The sequence below is a fragment of the Actinomycetota bacterium genome (assembly GCA_023488435.1).
Taxonomy (GTDB): Bacteria; Actinomycetota; Coriobacteriia; order Anaerosomatales; family UBA912; genus UBA912.
Genome location: JAMDCK010000008.1, coordinates 1 through 24,488 on the forward strand (window position 1 = coordinate 1; position 24,488 = coordinate 24,488).

Consider the following 24,488-nt stretch of genomic DNA (forward strand, 5'->3'; position numbering starts at 1 on the left):
TCTCCCCGACCACTGTTGTTTGGGCTCACTAATCTCTATCGAGGGAATGCAGCTGTCCCGTGAGGACTTTCCGACGAACGGCACTCAGAGCACTGCCTTGTAAGCTTGCGTCAGTGCCAATCCGAACGCCTCTGCTTGTCTGATCTGTCCGAAATCCATATCGCGGTTGCTGATGACTACGTGCGGCGGATGTCTATCGAATTGGATCCCGAGATCTTTCGATCGTTCCCAAAGTTCGGTGCCGGGCAGCACATGCAACGTCGAGACCTGCAATCTTCCCGGATCGAGAGAGAGTACATACTCGAAGTTGTCCAGGATCTGCTCGAATGTGTCGCCTGGTAGACCGATTATGAGGTCGCATTGCACCCTGATCCCGTGCGATCGACATGCCTCAACGCCGGCCGCGAAACGCTTCGGGTCAAACCTTCGATTGCACGCAGCCAATGATCGAGGGCCGATTGTCTGAGGTCCGCCTTCCACACTCACGACCCCTGCAAGCGAAAGCAATCTGGCATGGTGTTGCTCGATGCGTTGGAGGTCGACCTCGATGGTATGTAGTCGCAGACCAGCAGCGGCATGGGGCTCAAGGAGCGCCGCCAGATGCTCAAGGTGATCGTCGCTCAGGTTGAAAACCGGGTCGATGAAGGAAAAAGAGGTGACACCCGGCGCAGAGGCTAGCGCGTCGATTTCGGCGGCGATACGCCGCTTAGAGAAGCGCCTGATGCGCTGGCTTCCCTTCCCCTCGTAGCACCAGGCACATCGATTGGGACACCCGCGATAGGTCTCAATGAACGTAAGGCCATCGACCGGTGTCAGCACCCCTGCAAGCAACGGGGACGGGATGGAGTCCAAGTCCTCAATCACAGTACGACTGGGGCCTGAGACGATACATCCGCCGACAAGTGAGGTGAGCCCCGGAATGCTGTCGATGTCGCTGTCAACAAGAAATGCCGACAGCAGGTCTGCGAAGCTCTGCTCCCCCTCCCCCCTGACGACGCAATCAATGTAAGGGTGCGAACGAAGGACCTCTTCGGCGATTGGGCCGACTTCGGGGCCGCCGACAACGATCTTCACTTCGGGATGTGCCGCTTTGAAGAGCTTGGCCGCTTCGTAAGCAACGTCCGCATTGAAACATGTTACAGAGAATCCGACGACATCGGGCTTCACAAGATCGAGACGATAGGCAACCCACCATGGGTCCTCGTCGCACGACAAATTCAGGGTGTTGAAACTCGCTGCATCACTCAATCGTGGGTCTGCTTCTGCGAATGCGCGTACATATGCAAGCCCTAGGGAGTGATACCCAGGCCAGCTAAGGTCAACGAGAGCGATGCGAAGCGGGGCTGCCGTCAAGCTCATGTGGTATCCGCAAGAGCTAGAACTAGTGGGGATCTGCGCACGTCGATGCGCGTGAGTACGGATGGCGGAGCGTCCGGAACGTCGACCCACGCTCCGGAAAGAATGCCTGTGTGGAAAGCAGATACACACCATTCGGCGAGCTCGTCCTCATCGATTGCCGAGGAAGCGATCTCCAGGCGGATCAGGCGGGCCCCCTTGGATGCGAGCATGGCGACAACCTCAGGCAACAGGTGCAGATTGTGTGCGCACACAGGCACGATGCCGACAATGGCGACCTCAACTCGGGATTGTTCGGCTGCCTCGGTGAAAGCGAGTATCCCCGCCAGAGACCTTGAGGCGCCTGTATGTCCGGTGGTCGGGCCTAGGACGTCGCCCGGGCAAACGACATGAAGATGCCGGACTCCCGAAGCGATTACGCCCTCGGCATTACGACCGACGGTCAATCCGGCTGCATCCGTTCTCAAGCCGAGGCGCTTGACTCCCCGATCTACAGCAAGGCGGACGAGTTCAGGGAGCCTAGGGTGATTCAAAGGCTCTGGACCGGCAAGTACGACGTTTGGACCGGGCGCACTGCCCCACCCTGCGGCCACTCCCGAGAGCTTGGCATCGAGGTCACCGGGGTCATAGTAGTGCGGGTCGACGGGCCTAGGGCATCTTGGGCAGGGCTTGATGTCGCCTCGGCCTACCGGAACAACCTCGAAGCGGAGCATCAGCTACCTCCAGGCGAAGCGCCTCGGGATCTTAGAGTCTTTCGCGTGCAGATGGTGTCGGAGGAGGGAGTTGAACCCTCACGTCCTTGCGGACACCAGGCCCTCAACCTGGCGCGTCTGCCGTTCCGCCACTCCGACGTAAATGTTGCGAATGAACCATATGCACAGCGAACGTGAGTATATCGCAGTGCTATCCCATGTGCCAGAGGCATTATGGCCGAATCGCTTGGATTACCCGACGCTCTTTCGCGACTTCAACTTCGGCTTCGGCATCGACTGCGCGCAGCCACAGTAGTTCTGCCGATACATCCCCATCGCACGAGATCTTTCGACCGCTGAGCGATGCCTGTCAGTCATGTCGCTATAAACGAAAGGTATGCCGAAGCGCTTCGAAGCCATCTCTCCTGCCGCTGCGATATCCCCCTGATTCTGGTAGGGACTCACTGCAAGCGTCGTCGCGAATACGTCGAACACATTGTCTCGGGCGAACTTCGCTGCACCGGCGAGGCGCAGCATGTAGCATTCCTTGCAGCGATTGGTTTCATCCGAGCCGACGGCCTCGATCCACTGCAGTGGCCTGTAACCAGGGTCGTGAATCAGAATCGAGTGTGCATCGGCGTACTTTTGCAGCGCCTCGCGCCGGAGTTCATGCTCGGCTGTGGGATGGATGTTGGGGTTGAAGAAGAAAACCTCGACCTCGAATGAGTCGGACCAAATATCCAGAGGTTCCAATAAACATGGACCACAGCATGCGTGAAGGAGAAGTCGCTGTTTCATCTCAGACCCCTATCCGGCGAAAACCGCCGAAAGCAACAAGTAGGCCCCTACCGACAAGAACAGTATGCCAGCGATCCACGAAACCAGACGGACCGGGAGCCGCTTGCCCATCGTCCGGCCGACCACCAGGGCCAACAGATTGACCGCGAGCAGTCCGGCGATCGAGCCGACCCAGACAGGCAGTAGTATGTCTGCAGGCGACAGCGGACCCGCCTCGAAACTCATTCCCAGGAATGACAACGCCCCCAACGCAGCCTGAGGGTCGCTTGCGATGAACAAGGTGGTCAACTGCGTCTTGTCGCCGAACTCAGAGAGAACGAAGGCGACAGCGATTCCAATAGTCGGACCGAAGCGCATAAGAGCACTCCCAGCTGCCTCGCCCACCTCGGCTGCCTGCTCTTTGCGGGGACGCAAGCTCAGAACTCCGAAGACTATGAACAGAGCACCAGAGATGATCCCCACCAAGCGGTCTGGCAGGATCGCCCCAAACGATGCCCCGGTAGCCACAGCAGCAGTCTGAAGGATGACAACTCCCAGCCCTACGCCGAGAAGTACAGAGGCCAGTCGGAATCGCGTCGCAAAGAGAAGGGTCAGCAGCTGCGATTTGTCGCCGAATTCAGCCAGCGCAACCAGGGCAAAAGTGAAGACGAAGGCCTCCATCTCACTCCTCGGCGGATGGCGTAGCCTTGCGCTGTCGCCCGACGACGAGCGCCAGCAGCAGGAGTGCAACACCAATAGCGGCTGCCAGCCATACAGCTATCGGGATACCCTCGCCCTGGACAGGGGGAGCCGTGCCCGTCCGATAAGCAACAGTGACAGTGGTCCCCTGGCCTACATCCATGGTCAGCGGTTCAAGGGTGTATAGCCTCTCCCCGGCTTGGTTGGTCTGAGGCGGGCGTCTGACTTCCGGGGCCAGAAGCTGTGTGCCTGGTCGAAGGCGTAGCGCCATCGAAAGTTCGGCGATCTCAACGGATTGACGCCAAGCCAGTTCGGTCTCGCGCTCCTGTCCTGAGAAGCGAATCGCACCGTAGCGTGCGTCGTACTGAACCGACAGGGTGGTCTCGACAGTGAATTGGATGATCCTGCCTGCCGACCCCTCAACGATCGAAAACTCCCTACGAATGTCGAGTTCAGGAGGGCCGCCGGTGATCTCACCGGCCCAAAATACGTTGGCTCCGTCAGGCACAGGAAGGTTGACTGTGGCCGGAAGCGGGGTACCCTCCGGCAGTCTCGCGCCCACGACCAACACGTTGGAACCCGGCTCGGCCTCTGGCATCAGCTGCACGTCGACCCTTGACTGGGCGAGCGACACCGGCTCGGCAAGGGCTTCGCCTGCGCCGATGGAGAGAAACACCGCAAGTGCGCATGCGACAGTCGTGAACACTAGGCGCCTCATTGCGGTTTGCTCCGATCTCGGATCACATATTCGCCACATGTTTTTGGGGCTACTTTGAGCCGCCGGTTTGGCCAGCCACGGCGTCAAGGGTGTTAGATAGCAGCATCGCACGCGTCATCGGCCCAACGCCACCGGGTACGGGCGTAATTGCCGAGGCGATCGGTTCGACTCGGGCGAAGTCGACATCGCCCACCATTCCGGTGTCGGTCCTGTTGATACCGACGTCGATGACCACAGCACCGGGTTTGACGAACTCTTCTGTGATCATTTCAGCGCGACCTACTGCGGCAACAAGAATGTCGGCCCTTCGGCAAACAGCAGCGAGATCATGGGTGCGAGAATGGCAGACGGTCACTGTGGCGTTTCGCTCCAGGAGCATCAGAGCCATCGGTTTTCCAACGATCGTGGAGCGTCCGACCACGACGGCCTCTTTGCCCTGAAGTTCGATCCCGTGGTGCACGAGCATCTTCATGATCCCCCACGGAGTGCAGGCTCGAAACGCCGGCAAACCCCTGAGTAGTCGTCCGAGGTTGACCGGATGGAAGCCGTCGACATCCTTGGACGGATCGATCCTTGCGATGGCCGCCTCGGCGTCAAGATGGCTTGGAAGCGGCAGCTGAAGCAGTATTCCGTGGACCTCTGCTGAGTTGTTGCACTCGTCGATTAGGGACTCCAGTTGTTCCTGCGAGATATCGGCGGGCCGCCTGAGATCTCGGCTGGCGATACCAACCTCCTGGCAATCCCTCTCTTTCATGGTCACGTAGGAGTGAGAGGCGGGATCGTCGCCGACAAGAATCACAGCGAGTCCCGGAGTAATTCCGTGGCCCTTTAGGGAGGCGACTCTAGATGCTACTGAGGCCCTGACCTGGGCAGCGATGACATTGCCATCGATAATCGATGCCATCCGTTGATTCCTCTCAATCGTTGGGATACGGGGTTCTGGTCTCGGGTCGAACTATTTGACGATAGGCAGGATCGCCTTGAAGAGCTCTGTGCCTGCTTCGGCGACGGCCTCATAGATGACCGACTCGGAGTGGGTAACGATTACTCCGGCAGCTCGGAGGCGGTCCATGGCAATCTGATGGGCCGCCGCATCCCTGGAGCAACATCCATCGGCAACGATATGCACCTGGAAGTTCAAACCGGCGAGCGACAGTGCGCTCTGAGCAACGCAGATGTGGGATTCCATTCCGACGATGACCACCTGACGACGCCCGGTTCCACGTAACGCGGAGATGAACTCCGGTTCTGCTGCACAATCGAAGGCCAGCTTGTCCACCCCGACGACCGTGGCTTCATGGTCGGCGAGATCGAGTAGAATCGCCTCAATCTCGGGTACTGTGTCGCCCAGGCCTTTAGGATACTGCCTGGTCACTATGATTGGGGCTCCAAGGACCGATGTTGCTCGAAGCATCTTCGATATTACTTCGAGCACGCTCTCCCTCTGGGGCATGGCAGCTGCCAATCGCTCCTGAGCGTCGATCAACACCAGCACGAAATCGGATCGGTTTATCATTGACTCGCCAGGGCCGGGCATTTTGACTTCCCTTCTTGCGGTGGCATAGTGATGATTCTACGACAATGAAGCAAGTTTGTTATTACAATGGGGAATACAGATTGATCACGTCCGATGAACAACGAATGCGGAGGTACCCCAAATGAGCGACGCACCAATCCTCTCGGCACTGAATCTCGTGCAAAACCTCGACGGAGCGACTGACTTCGAGAAAAAGCACACTCCTCATCTCTCGCTAGAGCCTGTCGGTGACCTCACCAAAGTCTCCGTCTCAGTTGGGCACTACGTCGGGCACCCGAATCAGCCCGACCACTACATCCAGTGGATCGACGTCCAGGTCAATGGCAACTCAATCGCTAGGTTCGATCTCGCCCCTGTAGCAGCAGAGCCGGTGGTCTCGGTATGTGTGCGCCTCGAGCCTGGAACCACGGTTCGCGCGATCGAGTACTGCAACCTACACGGCGTGTGGGCTGCCGAAGCGGTCGTCTGACCCCGCCGTTCGTCAGGTTGTCCTAACACCCGGTCCTTGGCTGTGTCGATATAGACGATAAGAAGCCGAGGAGGACTGTGCAGTGAGATGCAATCTGAACAGTGTTCTGGGATACAGCCCTGACTGCGACGCCGGTAACTGTGTCTACTGGCGCGATTCTGGATGCGCCGAAGGCGAATGCGCGCTGGATCACTTCGGGCTGATTGGTCGACATCCGGACGATCTCGCACACTTGTTGATGAGGTACAAGCACACACATCGGGCCATCGGGACTCGAAAGATACTCAACGCACAGCGCAAACGCTGGCTAATCCTCCGCTAGCTCGCCGAAGAGGGTTGAAGCCTCCGCTGCACTAGGTGGCGCAGGCACTCCAAGGTGTTCGTATGCCCTGGGGGTCGCTTGTCGCCCCCTTTGGGTGCGGGAGAGAAATCCAAGTTGTAGCAGGTAGGGCTCGTAGACGTCCTCGACGGTGTCGGCGTCCTCTCCGATCGCGGCGGACAGAGTGCCCAGCCCCACCGGTCGCCCGCTGAAGCGATGTATCAGCGCCTCCAGGATCGACAGATCCATGCGATCCAGCCCCAGATGGTCGACTTCGAAGAATGCGAGCGCCTCCGCAGCGATATCTTCGTTCACGATGCCGTCATGCCTGACCTGCGCATAATCACGCACTCGTTTGAGCAGACGATTCGCAAGCCGAGGAGTTCCCCTGGAGCGACGCGCAATCTCGGAGGCTCCGGTCTCATCGATCTGTACCCCGAGTATCCTCGCCGAGCGCTCCACAATGGCGCGGAGTTCTTCGGGAGTGTAGTAATCCAGACGGAAAGCTATCCCAAACCTGTCGCGCAAGGGTCCGGTCAGCAATCCGGTGCGCGTGGTAGCCCCGACCAGCGTGAACCTGGGCAGATCGAGCCTGATACTCCTAGCGGCAGGACCCTTCCCGATCACGATGTCGATCATGAAGTCCTCCATCGCGGGATAGAGAATCTCCTCGACTGTGCGGTTCAAGCGATGGATCTCATCGATGAACAGGACATCGCGTTCCTCGAGGTTCGTCAGGATGGCGGCCAAGTCACCCGGACGTTCGATCGCCGGTCCGCTGGTGGCCTTCAGGCGAGCGCCGAGTTCGTTCGCAATCACCGAGGACAAAGTGGTCTTCCCAAGTCCCGGCGGCCCCGACAGCAGGATGTGATCGAGCGGCTCGTCCCTGGCCTTCGTGGCTTCGATCAGGAGGCCGAGGTTCTCTTTGACCCTCGTCTGCCCAAGGTAATCCTCGAGACGCGCGGGACGCAACGTGGTCTCAGCTTCGAAATCATCCTCGATCGTCTCCGATCGTACCAAGCGCTCCGGATCGTCCTTGATGTCCCGCAGGTGATCGGACTCCCAAACGGTGCTCATCTGGTGCCACCACCAAGCATCCGGAGTGTCTCTCTAAGCATCAACGCCACATCAGCCTCACCTTCGTACTCCGCGATGGCGCGATGCACCTCGGTGGCGCTGAAGCCCATCGCAAGCAACGCCTCGCGCACTTCGCCCCCTGCCGAGGAGGGCGCACCAGTGCCGACAGGCAGCGAAGCGATCTCGCTTCCGGGACCGAACTTGTCCTTGAGCTCGATGATGATGCGCTGCGCGGTCTTCTTGCCGATGCCCGGAATCTCACAGACAGCTGTGACATCCTCGGCGAGGATGGCGGCTATGAGCCTCTCGGGCGCATAAGACGACAGTGCCGACAGTGCGACCTTAGGGCCGACGCCACTAACAGTGATCAGCCGCTCGAATATCTCCTTCTCGATCGGATCGGTGAAACCGAAGAGGCTCAGGTCGTCATCGCGGACCTGCAGGAAGGTGTGGATGCGAACCTCTTCGTCAGGTGCAGGAAGGCTCGCCAGAGACCGAGCGGACATCGCCATGCGATACCCGACTCCCCCAACCTCGATGATCGCCCAGCTCTGGCTCTTCTCGGCGATGCGGCCTGTGAGCGTGGCGATCAAAGGGCCACCCGCCGAAGTCCGCAGGCGGGAGCAAGGTTGGCGTGGCATAGGGCTATCGCTAGGGCGTCTGCAGCATGCTCCGGTGTCGGCACTGCGGGCAAATCCAGCATCACCCTGACCATGAATGCGATCTGGTGCTTCTCTGCACGCCCCTGACCTACGACCGCAGATTTGACCTGTGTCGGCGCGTACTCCGAGAAATCTACGCCGGCATCAGCGAGCGCAAGGATGCACACCCCGCGGGCCTGGCCAGTTGCCAGGGCGGACTTAGGGTTCATACCGAAGAACACGCTTTCGACCGCTGACTCTGTGGGAGAGTAGCGCTCAATGACTTCGAGCAACCCTCGATGAATGTCTCCTAGGCGTGATGGAAGCGAGTGGTCAGATCTCGTGGCTATGCAGCCGTACGCCAGGCACCGCTTGTTAGATCCTGAGACTTCGACCACGCCCCAACCGGTATTCTTGAGTCCCGGATCGATCCCGATGATGACTTTTGAGGTCACTTGTGGCCCTTCATTCGACCGAACATATGTTCAGGTTACCACTTTTCGGCCATCGAGGGCAAAAAGGTCACTCCATTGACTCGAGGATCTCGTCGGTCAAAGCCATCGTGTGATAGACATTCTGCACGTCGTCCAAATCTTCGAGCTGGCCGATCAACTTCAGTACCCGCATCGCCTCGGCAGGCTCGAGTACCATCTCTGTCACCGGTTGCATCACGAGTTCCGCCGAATTGATGACGATCCCAACATCCTCAAGGTGGCGACGGACGATTGCGACCTCGGTCGGGGCACAGATCACCACCCACTCCTCCTCGCCGAAAGCGACGTCATGGGCGCCCGCCTCGGCAGCCAACAACGTGAAGTCATCGGTGTCCATCGCTGCTGCTGGCTGCGTCAGGATCTCGCCCTTGCGCTCGAATTGGAATTCGACCGAGCCACTGGGGCCCAGACTTCCGCCCGCACGCGAGAAAAGCCTGCGGACATCTGCCGCAGTGCGATTGCGATTGTCGGTGAGCGCCTCAACATAGACGGGAGCACCTGCAGGGCCATAGCCCTCGTAGACCACATCGACGTAATCGTCGCCGCCGGCGACCTTGAACGCGTCGACGATGGCGGACTCTATCCGGTCCTTCGGAAACGAGTAGCTCCGCGCTTTCGCGATTGCAGCGGCTAGTGCTGCATTGTTGTCAGGATTGGGGTCGTTGCCAGCTCTTGCCGCAATCGAGATGTTGCGAGAGAGCTTGCTGAACATCGCCGCACGCTTCTTGTCCTGTGCGGCTTTGCGGTGCTTGGTGGTAGCCCATTTAGAGTGGCCGGCCATCAGCGAGCCTGACTCCCAACGACCTTCTCGACGAAGTACCTGTGAATGCGCAGATCGCCGGTGAGTTCCGGATGAAAGACAGTCGCCAGCATATCTCCCTGGCGAGCTGCGACCACCTTGTCAGCGTGCTTCGCGAGGATATTCGCCGAAGGTCCGACACTCTCGATCCAGGGCGCCCGAATGAAGACTCCGCGATAGAGACCGACGCCTGCGAAGTCGATATCGGTCTCGAACGAGTCGACCTGTCGCCCGAAGGCGTTGCGGCGAGCGACGATATCCATCAGACGAAGGCTGTCCTGGCCCGGCGTCGAATCGATGACCTCCTCGGCAAGGAGAATCGCACCTGCGCACGTTCCCCACAGAGCCATCCCCGCCTGATGATGCTGCCTTATCGGGTCGAAGAATCCATACGTGTCCATCAACTTCGATATCGCTGTGGACTCCCCGCCGGGGATGATCAGGCCGACAAGTTCAGTGAGCTGCGAAGGAAGTCGCACCGGGACAGCATCGACTCCGAGAGTCTCCAACATGAGGATATGCTCTCGGAAAGCGCCCTGCAATGCGAGTACACCGATACGCACCTACCAGCCTCGCTCCTGCATCCGCTCGGCCGTGGGAATCTGCGAGATGTCGATCCCGACCATCGGCTCGCCGAGGTTCCGCGACACATCGGCGAGTAGCTCGGCATCTGCGAAATGCGTCGTGGCTTCGACGATCGCCCTGGCCCTCTTTGCGGGGTCGCCGCTCTTGAAGATTCCACTGCCGACGAAGACGCCGTCGCAGCCAAGTTGCATCATGAGTGCGGCATCGGCCGGAGTCGCAATCCCCCCCGCCGAGAAGTTCACCACCGGCAGCCTGCCATTCTCGTGCACCCAGCGGACAAGCTCCACCGGCGCCTGAAGCTGCTTGGCGGCGTCGTAGACTTGCTCGGAGCGCAGCCCTGCAAGCCAAGCGATGCCGTCGGTCATGGTGCGCATGTGGCGAACGGCTTCGATGATGTTGCCTGTGCCGGGCTCGCCCTTAGTGCGGACCATGGCGGCTCCCTCGGCGATACGCCGCAAAGCCTCGCCGAGGTCCTTTGCGCCACACACGAACGGCACGGTGAAGGCGTGTTTGTCCACGTGGTACTTGTCGTCGGCAGGAGTCAGTACTTCCGACTCGTCGATGAAGTCCACGCCTAGGGACTGCAGGATCTGGGCCTCGACGAAATGCCCTATCCGACACTTGGCCATGACCGGGATGGACACGGTCCCCACGATCTGCTCGACGATAGTCGGATCCGCCATGCGCGCAACCCCACCGACAGCACGGATGTCCGCAGGCACCCTCTCTAGAGCCATGACTGCGACAGCTCCGGCATCCTCGGCGATCCTCGCCTGCTCGGCGTTGACGACGTCCATAATCACGCCGCCCTTGAGCATCTCGGCAAGGCCGGTCTTCACGCGAAGGGTTCCAATCTCGATGTTGTTCTCAGTCACTGCTCGCCTCTCATCTATCTACCATTATCTCATCGCTGGTCGAGCCGGCGATTGTGAGATTCTACATTCCGCGTCTTGCACTAACAACCACATCGGCCAAAACGCACCAGATGAGCGTCGATTCACCGGACAGTGATGTTCACTTGCGGAGCGACTACCTGCATCCATGTGTTCCCAGGCGCAAGCGCGATCACAGAGCCGTCGGTGGAGGTGAACCTTGGCGGGGAGTCCTTGTCGGCCTGCCAAGTGCCGTCGATGCGCACTCCATCGCGAAAGACGCTTGCGCGGTTGCTACCGACCAGCTGTATGTCATAAGTGCCAGCCGAGGCGGGCGTTGTCTTGGCCCACATGACCACCACGTTTCTGGCATAAATCTGCTCGCCTGTCAGTGAGTCCCTGTGTACCGAGCCATTGTTCTGGCGCAAATAGACCCGGCGCGAAGGATCGTATGTCCAGTCCACCCTGTTTGCCATCGAGAATGGAATCTCGATCGAGACCGTCGGAGTGCCAGTGGTCGGGACACTACCAGCGAAAGCCAACCTGGGTACACGCTGCTGTGCAGGATGTCCACGGCGAGTGCCTTCCTCGCGAATCTTGTTCAAATCGACATACAGGTTGTGGGGAGCGCTGCGCGCCCTGGACCTGGAGTAGCCATAACTCACTCCAGCGTCTTGCGATAGGTTCTGCAAACGGGCTGCTCTAACCGCCGAGTTCACCCTGCCACTCGCTCCAGAAAAAACGAATAGCGCTTCATACTGTGGCACCAGGCCGATATCTGACAGCCGCGCGCTCCTCACCGGACCGACGCCCTCCGGAACCTGTGACTGAAAGAGGCAATTGAAGCGTGTGATGCCGCCCTCGGTGATGGACTCATAGACGATGTCGGCTGCCTGCAAGCCTGACTGGGGTCGAGCGACAGGTGCGTTGTCAATCTTCACGGAAACGATACGACGCCCCACCACTGTGGCTGAGTCCGGAGCATCCATCCCGGTGAGCGGCCATATTGGTGGAGGAGGAGGCTTCTCGATCGTGCGCTCAGCTGTGGCAACGGGCCATGGGGATGTGACAGCGGGTTGCTCGGCAGAGCAGCCCGCCAGCAGTGCCATCATCACCAAAGCCGCAAACGGTAAGAGTATCCTCGTGAACCTGCTAAAGACCATCTGGCCCTCCAAATCGACGCCTGTAAGGATAGGCCCAACTCCTGCACCGGTCAAATGAAGAGGCTCCCCATCTTGCATGTAGCCGCACTTGCCGAGAGCCCTGCGGAGGGCTACTCTTGCATTGAAATCTCACGTTCCAAAGAGACTGGGGTTGAGCCGCTTGCCGTGCTACCTGTTGCATATCGTGGAACAGCCCGAGTCCTCTCCCTATGACGACCCGAACCTCAAGGACCTGGTCGGATCGTTCCCGAGGTGTTTCTGTGCGCAGGTCACCCCTCCGACGGCGCTTGCGCCCAGTGAAGTATCCCGCTGCCTCAACCGTGACGCTCCCTGCTGGAAGCAGGGTGATTCGGGCTAACGGCGGACCAGTAGGCAAATCATGCCGCGGCCGCAACCAGGGTCAGGCGGGACTCGTCTTGCGCAATGCCCTGTAAACGATTACTGCGCCCGCTATGATCAAGGGGATGCTCAGAACCTGCCCCATCGTGAGTGCGCCAAACAAAAGGCCTATGTGCGGATCCGGTTCGCGAACGAACTCCACCAGAGTGCGAAACGTGCCATACAAGACCATGAAGAGGCCGTAGTAGAAGCCCTGAGGCCGCTTGGCCAAAGACAGTGCCATCAGTATCACCATGATGACTATGCCTTGGAGAAACGCCTCGTAAAGCTGCGAAGGATGCCGCGGCATCAGCCCAGCGCCCGGAAAGACCATACCCCAAGGTAGATCGGTGGGGCGCCCCCACAGCTCCGCATTGATGAAGTTCGCGACCCGCCCAAAGAACAATCCTGCGGGCACCCCTACAGCGACCATATCAGCCAATGTGCCGAAGGGGACCTTGAGTCGCCTGCTGACGAACCACCCAGCGATAAGTAGCCCGACGAAACCGCCGTGCCAAGACATGCCGCCTTCCCACATCGCAAAAAGCCGCAGCGGGTCTTCGAGGACCGTCGTCCCGCCATAGATCAACACCCAGCCGATCCGGCTTCCCGCAAGTATACCGATAATGGCGTACAGGATGACGGTAAGGATATCGTCATCCGACAGTCCTACTTTCCAGCGCTTGTTGAGCCACCTGATGACGAGACCGGCCACTAAAAATCCTGCTACGTAGGCCAGGCCGTACCAGCGAACTGCGAATGGCCCGATCTCAAATATCACAGGGTCGATTGCGGGAAAGGGCAGCGATGCCACTTACATCGCCTCGAGCCGCTTGATACGCTCCTCGACTGGAGGATGTGTGTTGAACAGAGCGTTGAGCCCTCGCCCGCCTCGGTAGTCCTTAAGGGGGTTGTAAATGTAGAGGGATTCAGTGGCCTTGTTGGCGACACTGAGACGATTCGGGTCAGCAGTTATCTTTCGTAATGCCGAAGCCAGTCCGTCTGGGTATCTTGTGAGAAGTGCGCCGTTGGCATCGGCAAGATACTCGCGCTTTCGCGAGATCGCCATCTGAATCAGCCCGGCGAAGATCGGAGCGAGGATGAGTAGCAGTAGCGCGACTACCAACAGGATCACCTTCGCTCCACCAAGTCCATCCTTGGATCGCCCACCCCAGAACAGGGTGCGAACCATCCAATCCGAGAGCAGAACTACTGTTCCCGCCATAACTGCAGCAAGCGTCTGTACGAGAGTGTCGTAATTCTTGATGTGAGCCAATTCATGGGCGACTACGCCCTCGAGTTCTAGACGATCCAGCTTCTCGATAAGACCAGTCGTGACTGCGATCGCCCCATTGGCAGGATTGCGCCCAGTCGCAAACGCGTTGGGTGCTGGATCATCGATCACATATGCCTTCGGTTGCGGGATCCCTGCTGCGATCGAGAGGCCCTCAACCACGTTGACTAGATAAGGCTCCGTGGCTCGATCAACGGGTCGCGCTCTGCTCATCGCCAGGACGATGCGGTCGGAGTACCAGTATGAGCCCCATGTCGAGACGAATGCGACTGCCAGGGCTATCACGAGCCCATAAGGGCCCACATTGAGCAGGTAGCCAATAGCCCACCCGACCGCGAACACCAGCATGACGAACACAGCGATCAGGCCGCCTGATTTCATTTTGTTTGAACTGATCTGATCGTACATTTTGGCCCTTATCCGCACGTCGTTGAAGGGTAAGCCGATAGCCCCCGACCGAAGTCGATCAGGTTCAGGGAATCTGATCCTCGACTAGAACTTTACTGTTGGGGCGGCCTTGAAGGACTCGTCGATCTCGAAGGATTCACGCGATGCGAAGTTGAACATCGCGGCGATGAGGTTAGCGGGGAATGTCTGGATGCCGGTGTTGTAGTTCATCACCGAATCGTTGTAGAACTGTCGCGCATAGGCAATCTTGGACTCAGTGCCAGAAAGCTCCTCTTGGAGCATCATGAAATTCTGGTTGGCTTTGAGGTCCGGATACGCCTCGGCAATTGCGAAAAGGGACTTCAGAGTCGAAGTCAACATGTTTTCCGCTTGCCCATGATCCTTGACCGACGAAGCGCCCATCGCCATCTGCCGGGCTTTCACCACGTCCTCCAAGGTGCTTTTCTCGTGCGCAGCGTAGCCCTTGACCGTCTCGATGAGATTCGGGATCAAGTCGTACCTGCGTTTCAGCTGGACGTCGATCTGAGCCCAGGCATTGTCTACGCGATTGCGTAAGACGATCAAGCGGTTGTACAAGAAGATAACGCCCACTGCCAAGAGCAGCAGTAGGCCAAATAGCCCCGGTAAGATCATTGCGGCCTCGAGCATTACTTCTACCACCTTTCGAATATGCGATCTTCACAGTTGATGCTGTCGCAGCAGCGGTCTATATTGACTGAGTCCTTGCGCCTATCATCGATCACGGGCTCCCATGATTCCAATTTACGACGAAAACCCGACCAAGCGCTTCCCATACCTCACGATAGTGTTGCTCGTCGCCAACATTGCAATCTTCGGTTACGAGATTACCCTATCTTCCGATGCTCTGCAGACTCTTTTCGACACTTGGGGCTTCACGCCGGTCGACTACTTCGCTTCACCGCTTGCGCCCACAGCCCTGATGACGATCGTGACCGCGATGTTTCTCCACGGAGGCTGGCTACACCTTATCGGCAACATGCTCTATCTTTGGATCTTCGGCAACAACATCGAAGACCGGCTAGGATCGATCTGGTTTCTGCTCCTATACCTTGGTGGTGGTGCGGCGGCCACCATGGCGCATGCGCTCATCTATCCGACCTCCAACGTCCCCCTGGTCGGCGCTAGTGGAGCCATCGCTGCACTGCTTGGAGCCTACCTGCTCCTTTATCCTAAGGCCAAAGTCGTGACTGTGATCCCGGTGTTCGTCTTCATCGAGCTTGCAAAGCTGCCTGCTGTTTTCGTGATTGGGATGTGGTTCCTGCTACAGCTGGCGCAAGGGGTCGGGTCGATAGGTGCCGCTACCGGCGTGGCATGGTGGGCGCATATCGGTGGGTTCGCAATCGGCGTAGCGGCCATGCTCCCGCTGATTGTCGGCGGCACCATCAAGTCGAGGGCACGACGTCACACGAAAGTGCGCGAGAAATCGGAAGGGTAGCGACCGGGAGCGTGGGGTGCGACCTACTCGGCGGAGCTCATCTCGCGCAGCATATCCTTCACGTCATCGATGCCCGCCAGCTGACGCCTGAAGTACTCGCAGTACGCATCGATGCGCGCTTCCTGCTCGGGCGTACCTTCACCTGCCGAGGATTCGCGTGATGGCCGCGAGTAGCTCTCTCGGCGATCCGCACTCGCTGCCATCGCAGCAATGCCCGCAAGTGAGCCCGAGTACGCATCATTGTCGGGAGACAGGCTATCGATCGTAGCTAGCAAGAAGCCTGGTATCTGCACCATTACCGATACGCCAATGCCGCACTTGGGGCAGGAGAAGATGATCTCCGCTCGCTCCGGGGCGCGCAGAACCACAGTGTCGATGTCCTCGATGGCGACATCGACCATTCCATCGACTGGGCAGTTGATCGTGAAATCCATGACTCCCGCCTCCTGTGGCGCTGGGCCTCTAAATCTATTGTACCCGTAGTAGATGAAAACTCCACGGTCCGGTATGCGACAGCGCAAGAACCGAGCCAACGTCATGCAAGACCATGCTATCATTCGGCGCATGTCAAAGACATTACCTGCAGATACCCAAAAGCCAACCACTGCCGCGGGTCAACTCATCCGCGGAATCAAGTTGGGTTTTCCCATCTTCCTTGGATATATGCCGGTCGGTGCCGTCTTCGGAATTGTGGCCACCGAAAGTGGCTTCACCACCACCCAGGCGATCGTCTGCTCCGCCACGGCACTCGCCGGCGCGGGTCAGTTCATAGCGCTAACCCAAATGAACGGTGGGGCCAGTCTTGTTGGGGTGCTTCTGGCCACAACGATCGTCAACCTTCGCTATGTGCTGTTCGGCGCAAGTATCGCGCAGCACCTGAAGGGAGTGGGGACAACGCGTCAGGCTGCCTTGGCGTTCACCCTGACCGACGAGACCTTCGCTGTGAACACCAACGACTGCCGAGCCGGCTCCGCGACAACATGGTCCATGTTCGGGGTCGGGCTCGTTGCCTGGACCGGATGGGTGCTAGGCACTGCGATAGGCGCATTCTCCCGTGACGCGATTGGCGACCCCTCTCGATGGGGCCTTGAGTTTGCGATGCCCGCCATGTTCGCCGCCCTGTTCGTTGCCCTTGCCGAGAACCGCCGACACCTCGCAATCGGAGTCCTCGCAGGGCTCATCGCACTAGCGCTACCAGCCATGTCGGCCATAGGCATCGTCGTGTCGGACACCCTGTTCATCATCGTTCCCTCGGTGCTTGCAGCGTTCATTGGCGCCATGCTGTTTCCTAAAGAAAAGGTCAGATGATGGAATCCGGTTTTATATGGGCAGTCGTCATCGGAATGGCTCTGGCCAACTACATGACCCGGTTTCCGTCGATCGCTTTGTTCTCCCGCGTGAGTCTACCCGAGCCCTTCATGCGTTGGTTGTCGTTCATTCCGGCCTCTGTCATGGGAGCTCTGGTCGCACTGGAGTTGTTCCGACCTGGTGGTGAGTTCATCGACTCTCCAGCTAGCCCCCATCTGTGGGCCGGCTTGCTTACTGCTCTCGCTTACCAGCTGACTCGCAGCTTCTTGGGTGCTACCATGGTCGGCATGATAGCCTTCGTGGTGTTCAGATCGCTCTTTGGACAGTAAGCACTTCAAAGACCCGCCGAAAGGACCCCAAACCATGCCTGTAGTTCGCCCGTTCCGTGCCTGGAGATACCCGTCTGACCAGGACCTCAACGCTCTGACAGCTCCGCCGTATGACGTCATCTCACCTTCGCAACGCGATGAGCTATTGGGTTTGTCCGCCGACAACGTCGTCGCTTTGGAGCTACCCGAGGGATCCTTGGATCCTCAGGATTCCAGCAACCGCTATGCGACAGGCGCGAAGCGTTGGGCCCAGTGGACGAGTGATGGGACTCTCGTGCGCGATGATGCGCCGACGATCTACGTACTGGAGCAGCGTTTCACTGTCGAGGACAGGCCGATCCGCCGACGCGCGTTCATCGCCGAGGTCATGCTGCATCCCTTCGCCGATGGGGTTGTGCTCCCCCACGAAAGGACGCTACCCAAGGCCCTAGGCGACCGATATGCGCTTCTCGAGGCCACTGCCACCAACCTGTCGCAGGTCTTCGGCTTGTACTCCGACCCGGAGCGCACTACAGATGCCGCTTTTGAGGCCGGGATGGCCCAGGATCCCGTCATGACCGTGACCGACCCTGATGGAGTTGTTTCGACCGTCTGGGCTGTGACCGATCCCGAGCAGATCGCAGCGATCACCGGCGCCCTAGCGGACAGCAACGTGTTCATCGCCGACGGCCACCACAGGTACACCGTAGCACTCGCATATCGTGATGCTCGAAGGAGCGCGGCCTCAGCCGCTGGCGATGTCCACGCAGACCCGGACTACGACTACGTGATGATGGCGCTCGTAAACCTCGACGACCCGAACCTCATCGTCTTGCCAACCCACCGTGTCGCGGACGCACCCAGCGATTTCTCGGCAGAGGAATTCTATGAGGGGCTGAATCGACACTTCGACATCACGGACCTTCCCGCCGACAGCGGGCCCACAGTCCCCGAGGGTCTCGAGCGCCCGTCGTTCCTGGTCAAGACCTCCGAAGATCCGCAGCCGAAGGTTGCAGTGCTTCGCGCCGACGTCGATCCATCCTCGGCGGTTGTCGGATCGCACAGCGAGGCGTACAAGGAACTCGACGTCACGCTGCTCCAGGAGCTCGTACTCGATCCGCTCCTCGGCATCCATCCGGATCGCCCAGAAACCCTTGCTCGCCTCTCGTTCTTCAAGGACGCTGGTGAGGCCCTGGCCGCCACGAGCGAACACGACGTGGCGTTCATCCTCCGTCCGACCAAGATGGAGCAGATGAAGGCCGTGTCGCTAGCCGGCGAGGTCATGCCTCAGAAGTCCACCTACTTCTACCCTAAGCTGCTCTCGGGCCTGGTGCTGCGGTCGATCGACGACTGAAGACCGCTATCTAGCACCCACTCCCCTAGGGGTGATCGATACAAGCCGAGGACACGGACCGCCGAGACGACACCGATCGCAATCGGGGTTCCGCGGTCTACAGGTCTCCCTGCCCACCAGCCAGGCTGCGATATCGAGCACACCTGGGGATTCCGGGGCGCCCTCTCGTGCGGCCTGCTCGATGGCGGCCAAGCTGTCTTCGTGCGCGAGTCCGGATCGCAGGAATACTCGACGAACGTGGATGTCGTAAGCGACCTGCCCGGACTCCAGACCCGCCAGGTCTACTCGGAAGTGACGCATCAGGATCTGAGTAGCCATCGCGGCTTTCTTGCGCCCGATGCCGTCGAATCGACTGAGGCGCTCGCTGACAACAGCCATAGACGTTCCGTCGGGCCAAATCGCTGCGGCATCACCACCCCACTCGGCGAGAAGGCGTGCGGCTGCAGCGCTTATCCACTTGGGCAACGTGTTCTTGAACCTGTGTAGCATGGGGGGTGTCTGAAATGCGGCCGCAACGGCTTCCGGGTCGGACGCCAGCACGTGCAAATCGAGAGTCCCTAGCCGCTGCTTGAGTTCCCAGGGTCCAGCCCATGCACGCTCGGCCGGTATTCCCTGCGTGAACAGGACGCCTAAGAGGAATGCGTTCGGGTCCTCTTGCAGCAACGCATCGGGGTCTTTCCGTCCGGTGAAGCCGCTGCCAACCTGGGCGACACCCTGTGCCTCCAGCTCTCGGCCATAGGCGATCAGAGCCTCGAAGACCGCATGCCGACTGACCTCCCCAGCGGCGTCAGCGAAGTCTGGGGCCATTGCGAAGGAAGAACACGCAGAATCTACAGTTGTCTTTCAGGACAACACTGCGGTCCACGTCGGGATCAAAAACCAGTTCCGGATCGGTGGTGATCGCATGTTGTGGGTGATCGCAGGTGGCGAACGCACACTTGGTAGGACAGTTGTCTTTCAGCTCGTTCGGGTGAGGACAGACTCCCTGCATCTCCTCATCACAACCCCTGTGCTCCCAACACTTGCTCATGTTTTTTGCCTTCCTTGTGGTTGCCGGATACATCCGATGATACTATGACGAGGCAATCCGAGGTTAAACGGTCCGGCAGCCGTTCGTCCAATAGCAGAAACCGCGCTCCTGGCGGCTCTGTGCTGACACGGGAGGTGCTGGTGGGGTTGGATTCTACGAGTAAGCCTGAATTCGAGACAATAGTCGCCGGTGCCGGTCCGGCCGGTATCATGGCGGCGATCAAAGCCGCAGAGGCAGGTAGAGTCCTGCTTGTCGATTCGTCGGCGTTTCCGCGTGACAAAAGCTGCGGCGGGATGATCCATGAGCAGGCACGCAAGGGACTCGACCGCATCGCCAAGGTCCCAGACGAGCTCCTGTTAGACCCCGGACACGTGAACTTCCGCTACTGGGACTGGGATCGAAGCATCAAGAAGGCCACGGCCCTGCGCTTCTTGAACGTGAATCGGATAGCGTTCGACGATTGGATGCTCTCCCTGCTACCCTCCAACGTCGAAGTCGTCGGCTCGACATCACTCGTAGGTTTCTCACAAACGCCCAAGGGCGTTACTGTATCGCTAAAGAGCGCCGACAGCGTGGAAGAGGTGCAGTGCGCAACACTTATCGGTGCCGACGGGGCTCGCTCCGCAGTTAGACGCGGCCTCGGCGTCGACAACGTATCGACCTACGTGACCCTTCAGGACTTCGTGACTCTCGACGGAGCCATCGAGCCGTTCTTCGACTGTATCTATATGCGGGATATCGGGGACGACTTCGCTTATGCCTACGTCGTGCCTAAGGGGGAAACAGCGATCATCGGCTCGGTCTTCTACCCCAAGACCCGACGCCCTCACTTGAAGCAGGACCAATGCATCGAAATCCTGCGCACCAAGCTGCCCCAGCTCGGCGAGAGCGTCAAGCGGGAGGCCAGCGTCGCGCTGCACGTTCGCTCGATGGCCGATGTCGTGCCGGGACAAGGTCGAGTGCTTCTCGCTGGCGAAGCTGGTGGCTTCATGTCGCCGACGTCTGGCGAAGGGATCTCCTACGCCATCAACTCCGGATATTACGCAGGCCAAGCGGTTGCAACCTCGAACCCTGAAGATCGCCTTGCCGAACACACTCGTTTGACCTCAGGAATTGCTGGGAACATCCGCCGCAAGTTCCGCTGGCTGCCGATAATGGAGTCCAGGACCGGCAAGTACGTTGCCGGCTTCGTCCCGACTCCGATCGTCAGCAAGATCACAGAGGGGCTGTAAGGCTCTTCGGCGTCAGAAGTTCAGATGCATCTTGCTGGGAGCCGCATCGCCCTGACCCTGGTACTTGCTGTTTAGGCCAGGCGTGCCGTACGGCCTGTCCACCGGCGATGTCATCGCAGAGAACGATATCTGACCTATCGGCATTCCCGGCATGAGTACTATGGGCAGGTTCGCGACGTTGGAGAGCTCGAGTGTCAGGCGCCCATCCCAGCCTGGGTCAACATAGCCAGCGGTGGAGTGTATCAGCAAGCCGAGTCGTCCTAGCGAACTCTTCCCCTCAAGCCTACCGACGATGTCGTCTGGCAAGACGACCCGCTCAATCGTGGTGCCCAGCACGAACTCACCTGGGTGCAACACAAACGGCTCTTCAACAGAGGCGGTGACCGGTTCCATCAGGCCAACCTGCTCCCGACTCGGATCAATGTACGGATACCTCGAATTCCTGAATACCTGGAATCCCTCGCCTAGGTGAAGGTCTACGCTGGAGGGCTGAATGTCGTCCGGATCCAAAGGCTCGATCCTGATACGACCTGCCAGCAACTGCTCCTTAATGGTGCGATCCGAAAGAACCATCTTTTCCTCTCATGCTTCCAAGCCCGTCAGGTTCCCCCTGCCGAGTAGCCCAATCTTAACTGCGGACGCTTACGCCGTCATGAACACTTGCTGAACCCGCAGGCGCGGCAGACTGCACAGCCGCTCTCATGCTCGAGCGATCCACCGCACTCCGGACAGGCTCCAGAGTGATAGTCCATACTCTCCGACGACTTGACGATCTTCCTCTCGGTATTGCCGGTGCGCATGAAGTCGACGGCGTGCTCCATGACGATGCCGATGGCATCGGCGCAGGAGAGGACCTTGCCGCCCTCGGCCCAGCTAGGACTCGGGCAGCGGATTCCGCGCAGATGCTTGGTGATGGCTTCAGGGTCCACGCCCGCCCTAAGCGACACCGATATCATGCGAGACAGCGCCTCCGACTGGCTAGATGCGCACCCACCAGACTTGCCCATCTGCGAGAAAACTTCACACATGCCCTCTTCATCCCAGTTCACTGTTACATACAGGTTTCCGCATCCAGTCATGATCTTCTCAGTGCGACCCTGGGTAACCAGAGGGCGCGGACGGGGCTCTATCTCACCAGCGCGAAGCGCGACGGTTGACTCGGCCCCCTGGGAGGTCTTGCCGGTTGACAGCACTTGTCCCGACTTGGAGCCATCTCGATAGATGGTGACTCCCTTGACCTCCGAATCCCATGCAAGGTCGTAAACGTGCCTGACATCATCAACAGTGGCATCGGATCCGAAGTTGACGGTCTTGGAAACTGCATTATCAGTGTGTGTCTGGAAGCCAGCTTGCATGCGAATATGCCACTCCGGTGCGATATCGTGTGCAGTGACAAACACTTCCTGGATGTCGAGAGGAACATCGTCGATACCGGCGACAGAACCGTGATCTGCGATGAGCGCCATCAACTCTGGCGAGTAGAATCCACGCTTGACCGCAATCTCCTCGAAGATCGGATTGACCTCGATGAGCCGGTCGTTGTCCATCACTGTGCGAACGTATGACACTGCGAAGAGAGGCTCAATCCCGCTAGAGCAATTTGCGATGATGGACAGAGTCCCCGTCGGCGCGATGGTAGTGACGGTCGCATTCCGGATCGGGGCAGCGCCGGGGAGATCGTAGGTCGATCCAGCATAGTTGGGGAATGGCCCGCGCTCCGATGCAAGATTTCGCGATGCAGCCTTTGCTTCGGCGTCGATGCAACCCATGACCTTCTTGCCGAGAGCCACGGCCTCATCAGAGCCGTAAGGTATGCCCATCTTGATCAACATGTCCGCCCATCCCATGACGCCGAGACCGACTTTCCGGTTGGCACGGGCAAGCTCTCCAATCTTCTCTAGGGGATAGCGATTGGCATCGATCACATCGTCTAGGAAACGGATTGCACGGTGAACGACATCGCTCAGGCGATCCCAGTCGACCTCGAGTCCGGATTCACGGGAGGCAACGAACCTGGACAGGTTGATGCTTCCCAGGTTGCATGCCTCGTAGGGAAGCAGTGGCTGTTCGCCGCACGGGTTAGTCGACTCGATCTCGCCGATTGCTGGCGTCGGGTTATCGCGATTCATCCTGTCAATGAAGATGATCCCTGGATCCCCGGTCGCCCAAGCCATCTCGATGATGAGATCGTAAACTTCGGCAGCGTCGAGTTGACCCGAGATCTCCTTCGTCCGCGGATTGATCAGATTGTATGACCTGCCCTCACGGGCGGCGTTCATGAAATCCTCGGTCAAGGCAACAGAGATGTTGAAGTTCTCGAAGTCGCCTTCGGCCTTACATTTGATGAAGTGGAGTATGTCAGGATGATCGACGCGGAGCACGCCCATGTTGGCACCCCGGCGGGTGCCTCCCTGCTTGACCGCCTCGGTCGCTTGATTGAAGACTCGCATAAAGGAGACCGGGCCGCTGCTCACTCCTTGCGTTGACTGGACCTGATCGCCACCAGGACGAAGCCTGGAGAACGAGAACCCGGTGCCCCCGCCCGACTTGTGGATGAGCGCCGTGTCGCGTACGGCACCAAAGATAGACTCCATCGAGTCATCAATGGGGAGGACGAAACACGCCGACAGCTGCTGAAGCTCACGACCGGCATTCATGAGTGTCGGAGAGTTGGGCAGGAAGTCCAGCGAGGTCATAAGGTCATAGAAGTCCAGGGCGCACTGGGCAACTTTGGCGTCATCTGCACCGAAGAGCCTCTCGGTCTGTGCGATGTTCTCGGCGACGCGGATGAACATGTCGCTGGGGTTCTCGACGGGCCTGCCAGCATCGTCTTTCAGGAGGTACCTCTTCTGCAACACCTTGAGGGAATTGACACTGAGCAGGTCGTCAATGACCCGCGAGTAGGTGTTGGTGCTGGTAGCCTCAGATGACATGGCCTTGACTCCTCGCTCCACAGAAGGTGTGGCTCAAAAACAATCGGACAAGCGCACACAACATATTGCGCTCAGTCAGTGTAAGCCATGCAATATGTGGGGCTCAACCCAAAACAGACAAGCGGTCGAAACTTTTGAGCGAAGGGGCTTGCCGAAGGGACGTAGTCCCTGGGAATAGCAGAAGGGCCGACGCATGGTCGGCCCTTCGAGAGAATCCACAAGCCCTCTAAGAAGTGCGCGGGGCCGGCTAGACGGCCTCTACGCGGACGACCTCTGGGATCTCTTCCTTGAGAACACGCTCGACCCCGTTGGTCAAAGTGAGCTGGGACATGGGGCAGCCGCGGCATGCGCCGGTCAGCGTGACCTTGACGACCCCGTCTTCGGTGACTTCCACGAACTCTACATCGCCACCGTCTGCCTGGAGCGCCGGACGGATCTTGTCTAGTGCACTCTCAATGCGTTCACTTGCGATCATTGCAAGTCCTCCTCTGATTCGGACTGACCTAACACCATCTAATTGCCGACCTAAGCCGGTAACAAAGGATTCTAACACAGCTCCGAACATGCGACAGTCGTGGATTAAAGTGTC

The 24,488-nt window shown here is 59.0% G+C and carries 29 protein-coding genes and 1 tRNA gene; 6 read left to right on the forward strand and 24 right to left on the reverse strand.

All coding sequences use genetic code 11. From position 1 onward, the window contains the following. Positions 1 to 84: 84 nt before the first annotated feature. The 8 genes from M1617_00730 to M1617_00765 all read right to left on the reverse strand — a co-directional run bounded on the left by M1617_00730 (position 85) and on the right by M1617_00765 (position 5,758). Complete coding sequence (locus M1617_00730) at positions 85 to 1,248, reverse strand: radical SAM protein (protein MCL5886821.1); 1,164 nt, start codon at positions 1,246 to 1,248, stop codon at positions 85 to 87. Between the two features lie 107 nt (positions 1,249 to 1,355). Further along, on the reverse strand, positions 1,356 to 2,069 hold the full coding sequence (locus tag M1617_00735; protein ID MCL5886822.1) for a hypothetical protein: 714 nt from the start codon (positions 2,067 to 2,069) through the stop codon (positions 1,356 to 1,358). 52 nt (positions 2,070 to 2,121) lie between these two features. Continuing rightward, positions 2,122 to 2,207 (reverse strand) — tRNA-Leu (locus M1617_00740). A 93-nt stretch (positions 2,208 to 2,300) separates the two neighbouring features. Further along, positions 2,301 to 2,801 carry an epoxyqueuosine reductase QueH gene (locus tag M1617_00745; protein MCL5886823.1) on the reverse strand — a complete coding sequence of 167 codons (501 nt, stop codon included), beginning with the start codon at positions 2,799 to 2,801 and terminating at the stop codon, positions 2,301 to 2,303. A 54-nt stretch (positions 2,802 to 2,855) separates the two neighbouring features. After that, on the reverse strand, positions 2,856 to 3,506 hold the full coding sequence (locus M1617_00750; protein ID MCL5886824.1) for a TMEM165/GDT1 family protein: 651 nt from the start codon (positions 3,504 to 3,506) through the stop codon (positions 2,856 to 2,858). A 1-nt stretch (position 3,507) separates the two neighbouring features. Next, the gene (locus M1617_00755) at positions 3,508 to 4,242 is read right to left on the reverse strand and encodes a hypothetical protein (GenBank protein ID MCL5886825.1); all 735 of its coding nucleotides are present in this window, start codon (positions 4,240 to 4,242) and stop codon (positions 3,508 to 3,510) included. 49 nt (positions 4,243 to 4,291) lie between these two features. Next, on the reverse strand, positions 4,292 to 5,146 hold the full coding sequence (gene folD, locus M1617_00760; protein MCL5886826.1) for a bifunctional methylenetetrahydrofolate dehydrogenase/methenyltetrahydrofolate cyclohydrolase FolD: 855 nt from the start codon (positions 5,144 to 5,146) through the stop codon (positions 4,292 to 4,294). Between the two features lie 51 nt (positions 5,147 to 5,197). Continuing rightward, on the reverse strand, positions 5,198 to 5,758 hold the full coding sequence (locus M1617_00765; GenBank protein ID MCL5886827.1) for an isochorismatase family protein: 561 nt from the start codon (positions 5,756 to 5,758) through the stop codon (positions 5,198 to 5,200). A 142-nt stretch (positions 5,759 to 5,900) separates the two neighbouring features. On the opposite strand from M1617_00765, the gene M1617_00770 reads away from it, so the two are divergent. Further along, the gene (locus tag M1617_00770) at positions 5,901 to 6,248 is read left to right on the forward strand and encodes a class II SORL domain-containing protein (protein ID MCL5886828.1); all 348 of its coding nucleotides are present in this window, start codon (positions 5,901 to 5,903) and stop codon (positions 6,246 to 6,248) included. Between the two features lie 307 nt (positions 6,249 to 6,555). Here the strand turns inward: M1617_00770 and ruvB are convergent, their stop codons facing one another. From ruvB to M1617_00820, 10 genes are all read right to left on the reverse strand, one after another. Next, positions 6,556 to 7,644: a Holliday junction branch migration DNA helicase RuvB gene (gene ruvB / locus M1617_00775; protein ID MCL5886829.1), complete on the reverse strand. Its 1,089-nt coding sequence runs from the start codon at positions 7,642 to 7,644 to the stop codon at positions 6,556 to 6,558. After that, positions 7,641 to 8,285: a Holliday junction branch migration protein RuvA gene (gene ruvA / locus M1617_00780; GenBank protein ID MCL5886830.1), complete on the reverse strand. Its 645-nt coding sequence runs from the start codon at positions 8,283 to 8,285 to the stop codon at positions 7,641 to 7,643. Before ruvA ends, ruvB begins: the two co-directional genes overlap by 4 nt. After that, positions 8,234 to 8,740, reverse strand: a complete 507-nt coding sequence (ruvC, locus tag M1617_00785) for a crossover junction endodeoxyribonuclease RuvC (protein ID MCL5886831.1) — start codon at positions 8,738 to 8,740, stop codon at positions 8,234 to 8,236. Before ruvC ends, ruvA begins: the two co-directional genes overlap by 52 nt. Positions 8,741 to 8,807: 67 nt before the next feature. Beyond that, the gene (locus tag M1617_00790; protein MCL5886832.1) at positions 8,808 to 9,560 is read right to left on the reverse strand and encodes a YebC/PmpR family DNA-binding transcriptional regulator; all 753 of its coding nucleotides are present in this window, start codon (positions 9,558 to 9,560) and stop codon (positions 8,808 to 8,810) included. Then, on the reverse strand, positions 9,560 to 10,090 hold the full coding sequence (gene pdxT / locus M1617_00795) for a pyridoxal 5'-phosphate synthase glutaminase subunit PdxT (GenBank protein ID MCL5886833.1): 531 nt from the start codon (positions 10,088 to 10,090) through the stop codon (positions 9,560 to 9,562). The genes M1617_00790 and pdxT overlap by 1 nt, the downstream gene beginning before the upstream one ends. A 51-nt stretch (positions 10,091 to 10,141) precedes the next feature. Then, a complete protein-coding gene (gene pdxS / locus M1617_00800) occupies positions 10,142 to 10,981 on the reverse strand; it encodes a pyridoxal 5'-phosphate synthase lyase subunit PdxS (protein MCL5886834.1) in 840 nt (279 codons plus the stop codon). A gap of 179 nt (positions 10,982 to 11,160) precedes the next feature. Beyond that, positions 11,161 to 12,198, reverse strand: coding sequence for a DUF3048 domain-containing protein (locus tag M1617_00805; protein MCL5886835.1), 1,038 nt, complete (start codon positions 12,196 to 12,198; stop codon positions 11,161 to 11,163). 400 nt (positions 12,199 to 12,598) lie between these two features. After that, positions 12,599 to 13,390 carry a prolipoprotein diacylglyceryl transferase gene (lgt, locus tag M1617_00810; GenBank protein MCL5886836.1) on the reverse strand — a complete coding sequence of 264 codons (792 nt, stop codon included), beginning with the start codon at positions 13,388 to 13,390 and terminating at the stop codon, positions 12,599 to 12,601. Next, a complete protein-coding gene (locus M1617_00815; protein ID MCL5886837.1) occupies positions 13,391 to 14,251 on the reverse strand; it encodes a M48 family metallopeptidase in 861 nt (286 codons plus the stop codon). 111 nt (positions 14,252 to 14,362) lie between these two features. Continuing rightward, positions 14,363 to 14,926, reverse strand: a complete 564-nt coding sequence (locus M1617_00820) for a LemA family protein (GenBank protein MCL5886838.1) — start codon at positions 14,924 to 14,926, stop codon at positions 14,363 to 14,365. 103 nt (positions 14,927 to 15,029) lie between these two features. On the opposite strand from M1617_00820, the gene M1617_00825 reads away from it, so the two are divergent. Then, a complete protein-coding gene (locus tag M1617_00825; protein ID MCL5886839.1) occupies positions 15,030 to 15,734 on the forward strand; it encodes a rhomboid family intramembrane serine protease in 705 nt (234 codons plus the stop codon). A gap of 23 nt (positions 15,735 to 15,757) precedes the next feature. Here the strand turns inward: M1617_00825 and M1617_00830 are convergent, their stop codons facing one another. Further along, the gene (locus tag M1617_00830; protein ID MCL5886840.1) at positions 15,758 to 16,168 is read right to left on the reverse strand and encodes a hypothetical protein; all 411 of its coding nucleotides are present in this window, start codon (positions 16,166 to 16,168) and stop codon (positions 15,758 to 15,760) included. 130 nt (positions 16,169 to 16,298) lie between these two features. Here M1617_00830 and M1617_00835 point away from each other — a divergent pair, with 130 nt between their 5' ends. The 3 genes from M1617_00835 to M1617_00845 are packed head-to-tail and all read left to right on the forward strand — an operon-like array spanning position 16,299 to position 18,704. Beyond that, a complete protein-coding gene (locus tag M1617_00835; GenBank protein ID MCL5886841.1) occupies positions 16,299 to 17,042 on the forward strand; it encodes an AzlC family ABC transporter permease in 744 nt (247 codons plus the stop codon). Then, positions 17,042 to 17,371 (forward strand): AzlD domain-containing protein, encoded by a 330-nt coding sequence (locus M1617_00840; protein ID MCL5886842.1) that lies wholly within the window; start codon positions 17,042 to 17,044, stop codon positions 17,369 to 17,371. Before M1617_00835 ends, M1617_00840 begins: the two co-directional genes overlap by 1 nt. 34 nt (positions 17,372 to 17,405) lie before the next feature. Continuing rightward, positions 17,406 to 18,704, forward strand: a complete 1,299-nt coding sequence (locus M1617_00845; GenBank protein ID MCL5886843.1) for a DUF1015 domain-containing protein — start codon at positions 17,406 to 17,408, stop codon at positions 18,702 to 18,704. A gap of 6 nt (positions 18,705 to 18,710) precedes the next feature. Here M1617_00845 and M1617_00850 read toward each other — a convergent pair whose 3' ends face one another. Further along, on the reverse strand, positions 18,711 to 19,511 hold the full coding sequence (locus tag M1617_00850; protein MCL5886844.1) for a hypothetical protein: 801 nt from the start codon (positions 19,509 to 19,511) through the stop codon (positions 18,711 to 18,713). Further along, positions 19,492 to 19,734, reverse strand: coding sequence for a hypothetical protein (locus M1617_00855; protein MCL5886845.1), 243 nt, complete (start codon positions 19,732 to 19,734; stop codon positions 19,492 to 19,494). Before M1617_00855 ends, M1617_00850 begins: the two co-directional genes overlap by 20 nt. Before the next feature lie 146 nt (positions 19,735 to 19,880). Here M1617_00855 and M1617_00860 point away from each other — a divergent pair, with 146 nt between their 5' ends. Continuing rightward, complete coding sequence (locus M1617_00860; GenBank protein ID MCL5886846.1) at positions 19,881 to 20,966, forward strand: FAD-dependent monooxygenase; 1,086 nt, start codon at positions 19,881 to 19,883, stop codon at positions 20,964 to 20,966. Between the two features lie 12 nt (positions 20,967 to 20,978). Here the strand turns inward: M1617_00860 and dcd are convergent, their stop codons facing one another. The 3 genes from dcd to M1617_00875 form a co-directional block, all read right to left on the reverse strand. Beyond that, on the reverse strand, positions 20,979 to 21,539 hold the full coding sequence (dcd, locus tag M1617_00865; GenBank protein ID MCL5886847.1) for a dCTP deaminase: 561 nt from the start codon (positions 21,537 to 21,539) through the stop codon (positions 20,979 to 20,981). A gap of 77 nt (positions 21,540 to 21,616) precedes the next feature. Further along, positions 21,617 to 23,899 carry a vitamin B12-dependent ribonucleotide reductase gene (locus M1617_00870; GenBank protein MCL5886848.1) on the reverse strand — a complete coding sequence of 761 codons (2,283 nt, stop codon included), beginning with the start codon at positions 23,897 to 23,899 and terminating at the stop codon, positions 21,617 to 21,619. A 247-nt stretch (positions 23,900 to 24,146) separates the two neighbouring features. Continuing rightward, on the reverse strand, positions 24,147 to 24,374 hold the full coding sequence (locus M1617_00875) for a NifU family protein (protein ID MCL5886849.1): 228 nt from the start codon (positions 24,372 to 24,374) through the stop codon (positions 24,147 to 24,149). Positions 24,375 to 24,488 lie beyond the last annotated feature (114 nt).

Excerpts from the sequence above, each read along its gene's own strand:
- M1617_00855 (MCL5886845.1), bottom strand. The coding sequence starts at position 19,734 with ATGAGCAAGTGTTGGGAGCACAGGGGTTGTGATGAGGAGATGCAGGGA.
- folD (MCL5886826.1), bottom strand. The coding sequence starts at position 5,146 with ATGGCATCGATTATCGATGGCAATGTCATCGCTGCCCAGGTCAGGGCC.
- ruvB (MCL5886829.1), bottom strand. The coding sequence starts at position 7,644 with ATGAGCACCGTTTGGGAGTCCGATCACCTGCGGGACATCAAGGACGAT.
- M1617_00815 (MCL5886837.1), bottom strand. The coding sequence starts at position 14,251 with ATGAAATCAGGCGGCCTGATCGCTGTGTTCGTCATGCTGGTGTTCGCG.
- ruvA (MCL5886830.1), bottom strand. The coding sequence starts at position 8,285 with ATGCCACGCCAACCTTGCTCCCGCCTGCGGACTTCGGCGGGTGGCCCT.
- M1617_00875 (MCL5886849.1), bottom strand. The coding sequence starts at position 24,374 with ATGATCGCAAGTGAACGCATTGAGAGTGCACTAGACAAGATCCGTCCG.
- M1617_00850 (MCL5886844.1), bottom strand. The coding sequence starts at position 19,511 with ATGGCCCCAGACTTCGCTGACGCCGCTGGGGAGGTCAGTCGGCATGCG.
- M1617_00765 (MCL5886827.1), bottom strand. The coding sequence starts at position 5,758 with ATGATAAACCGATCCGATTTCGTGCTGGTGTTGATCGACGCTCAGGAG.
- M1617_00835 (MCL5886841.1), top strand. The coding sequence starts at position 16,299 with ATGTCAAAGACATTACCTGCAGATACCCAAAAGCCAACCACTGCCGCG.
- pdxS (MCL5886834.1), bottom strand. The coding sequence starts at position 10,981 with ATGCTCAAGGGCGGCGTGATTATGGACGTCGTCAACGCCGAGCAGGCG.
- pdxT (MCL5886833.1), bottom strand. The coding sequence starts at position 10,090 with ATGTTGGAGACTCTCGGAGTCGATGCTGTCCCGGTGCGACTTCCTTCG.
- M1617_00790 (MCL5886832.1), bottom strand. The coding sequence starts at position 9,560 with ATGGCCGGCCACTCTAAATGGGCTACCACCAAGCACCGCAAAGCCGCA.
- M1617_00830 (MCL5886840.1), bottom strand. The coding sequence starts at position 16,168 with ATGGATTTCACGATCAACTGCCCAGTCGATGGAATGGTCGATGTCGCC.
- M1617_00805 (MCL5886835.1), bottom strand. The coding sequence starts at position 12,198 with ATGGTCTTTAGCAGGTTCACGAGGATACTCTTACCGTTTGCGGCTTTG.
- M1617_00750 (MCL5886824.1), bottom strand. The coding sequence starts at position 3,506 with ATGGAGGCCTTCGTCTTCACTTTTGCCCTGGTTGCGCTGGCTGAATTC.
- M1617_00840 (MCL5886842.1), top strand. The coding sequence starts at position 17,042 with ATGGAATCCGGTTTTATATGGGCAGTCGTCATCGGAATGGCTCTGGCC.
- M1617_00755 (MCL5886825.1), bottom strand. The coding sequence starts at position 4,242 with ATGAGGCGCCTAGTGTTCACGACTGTCGCATGCGCACTTGCGGTGTTT.
- M1617_00825 (MCL5886839.1), top strand. The coding sequence starts at position 15,030 with ATGATTCCAATTTACGACGAAAACCCGACCAAGCGCTTCCCATACCTC.
- M1617_00845 (MCL5886843.1), top strand. The coding sequence starts at position 17,406 with ATGCCTGTAGTTCGCCCGTTCCGTGCCTGGAGATACCCGTCTGACCAG.
- M1617_00870 (MCL5886848.1), bottom strand. The coding sequence starts at position 23,899 with ATGTCATCTGAGGCTACCAGCACCAACACCTACTCGCGGGTCATTGAC.
- M1617_00770 (MCL5886828.1), top strand. The coding sequence starts at position 5,901 with ATGAGCGACGCACCAATCCTCTCGGCACTGAATCTCGTGCAAAACCTC.
- M1617_00820 (MCL5886838.1), bottom strand. The coding sequence starts at position 14,926 with ATGCTCGAGGCCGCAATGATCTTACCGGGGCTATTTGGCCTACTGCTG.
- M1617_00735 (MCL5886822.1), bottom strand. The coding sequence starts at position 2,069 with ATGCTCCGCTTCGAGGTTGTTCCGGTAGGCCGAGGCGACATCAAGCCC.
- dcd (MCL5886847.1), bottom strand. The coding sequence starts at position 21,539 with ATGGTTCTTTCGGATCGCACCATTAAGGAGCAGTTGCTGGCAGGTCGT.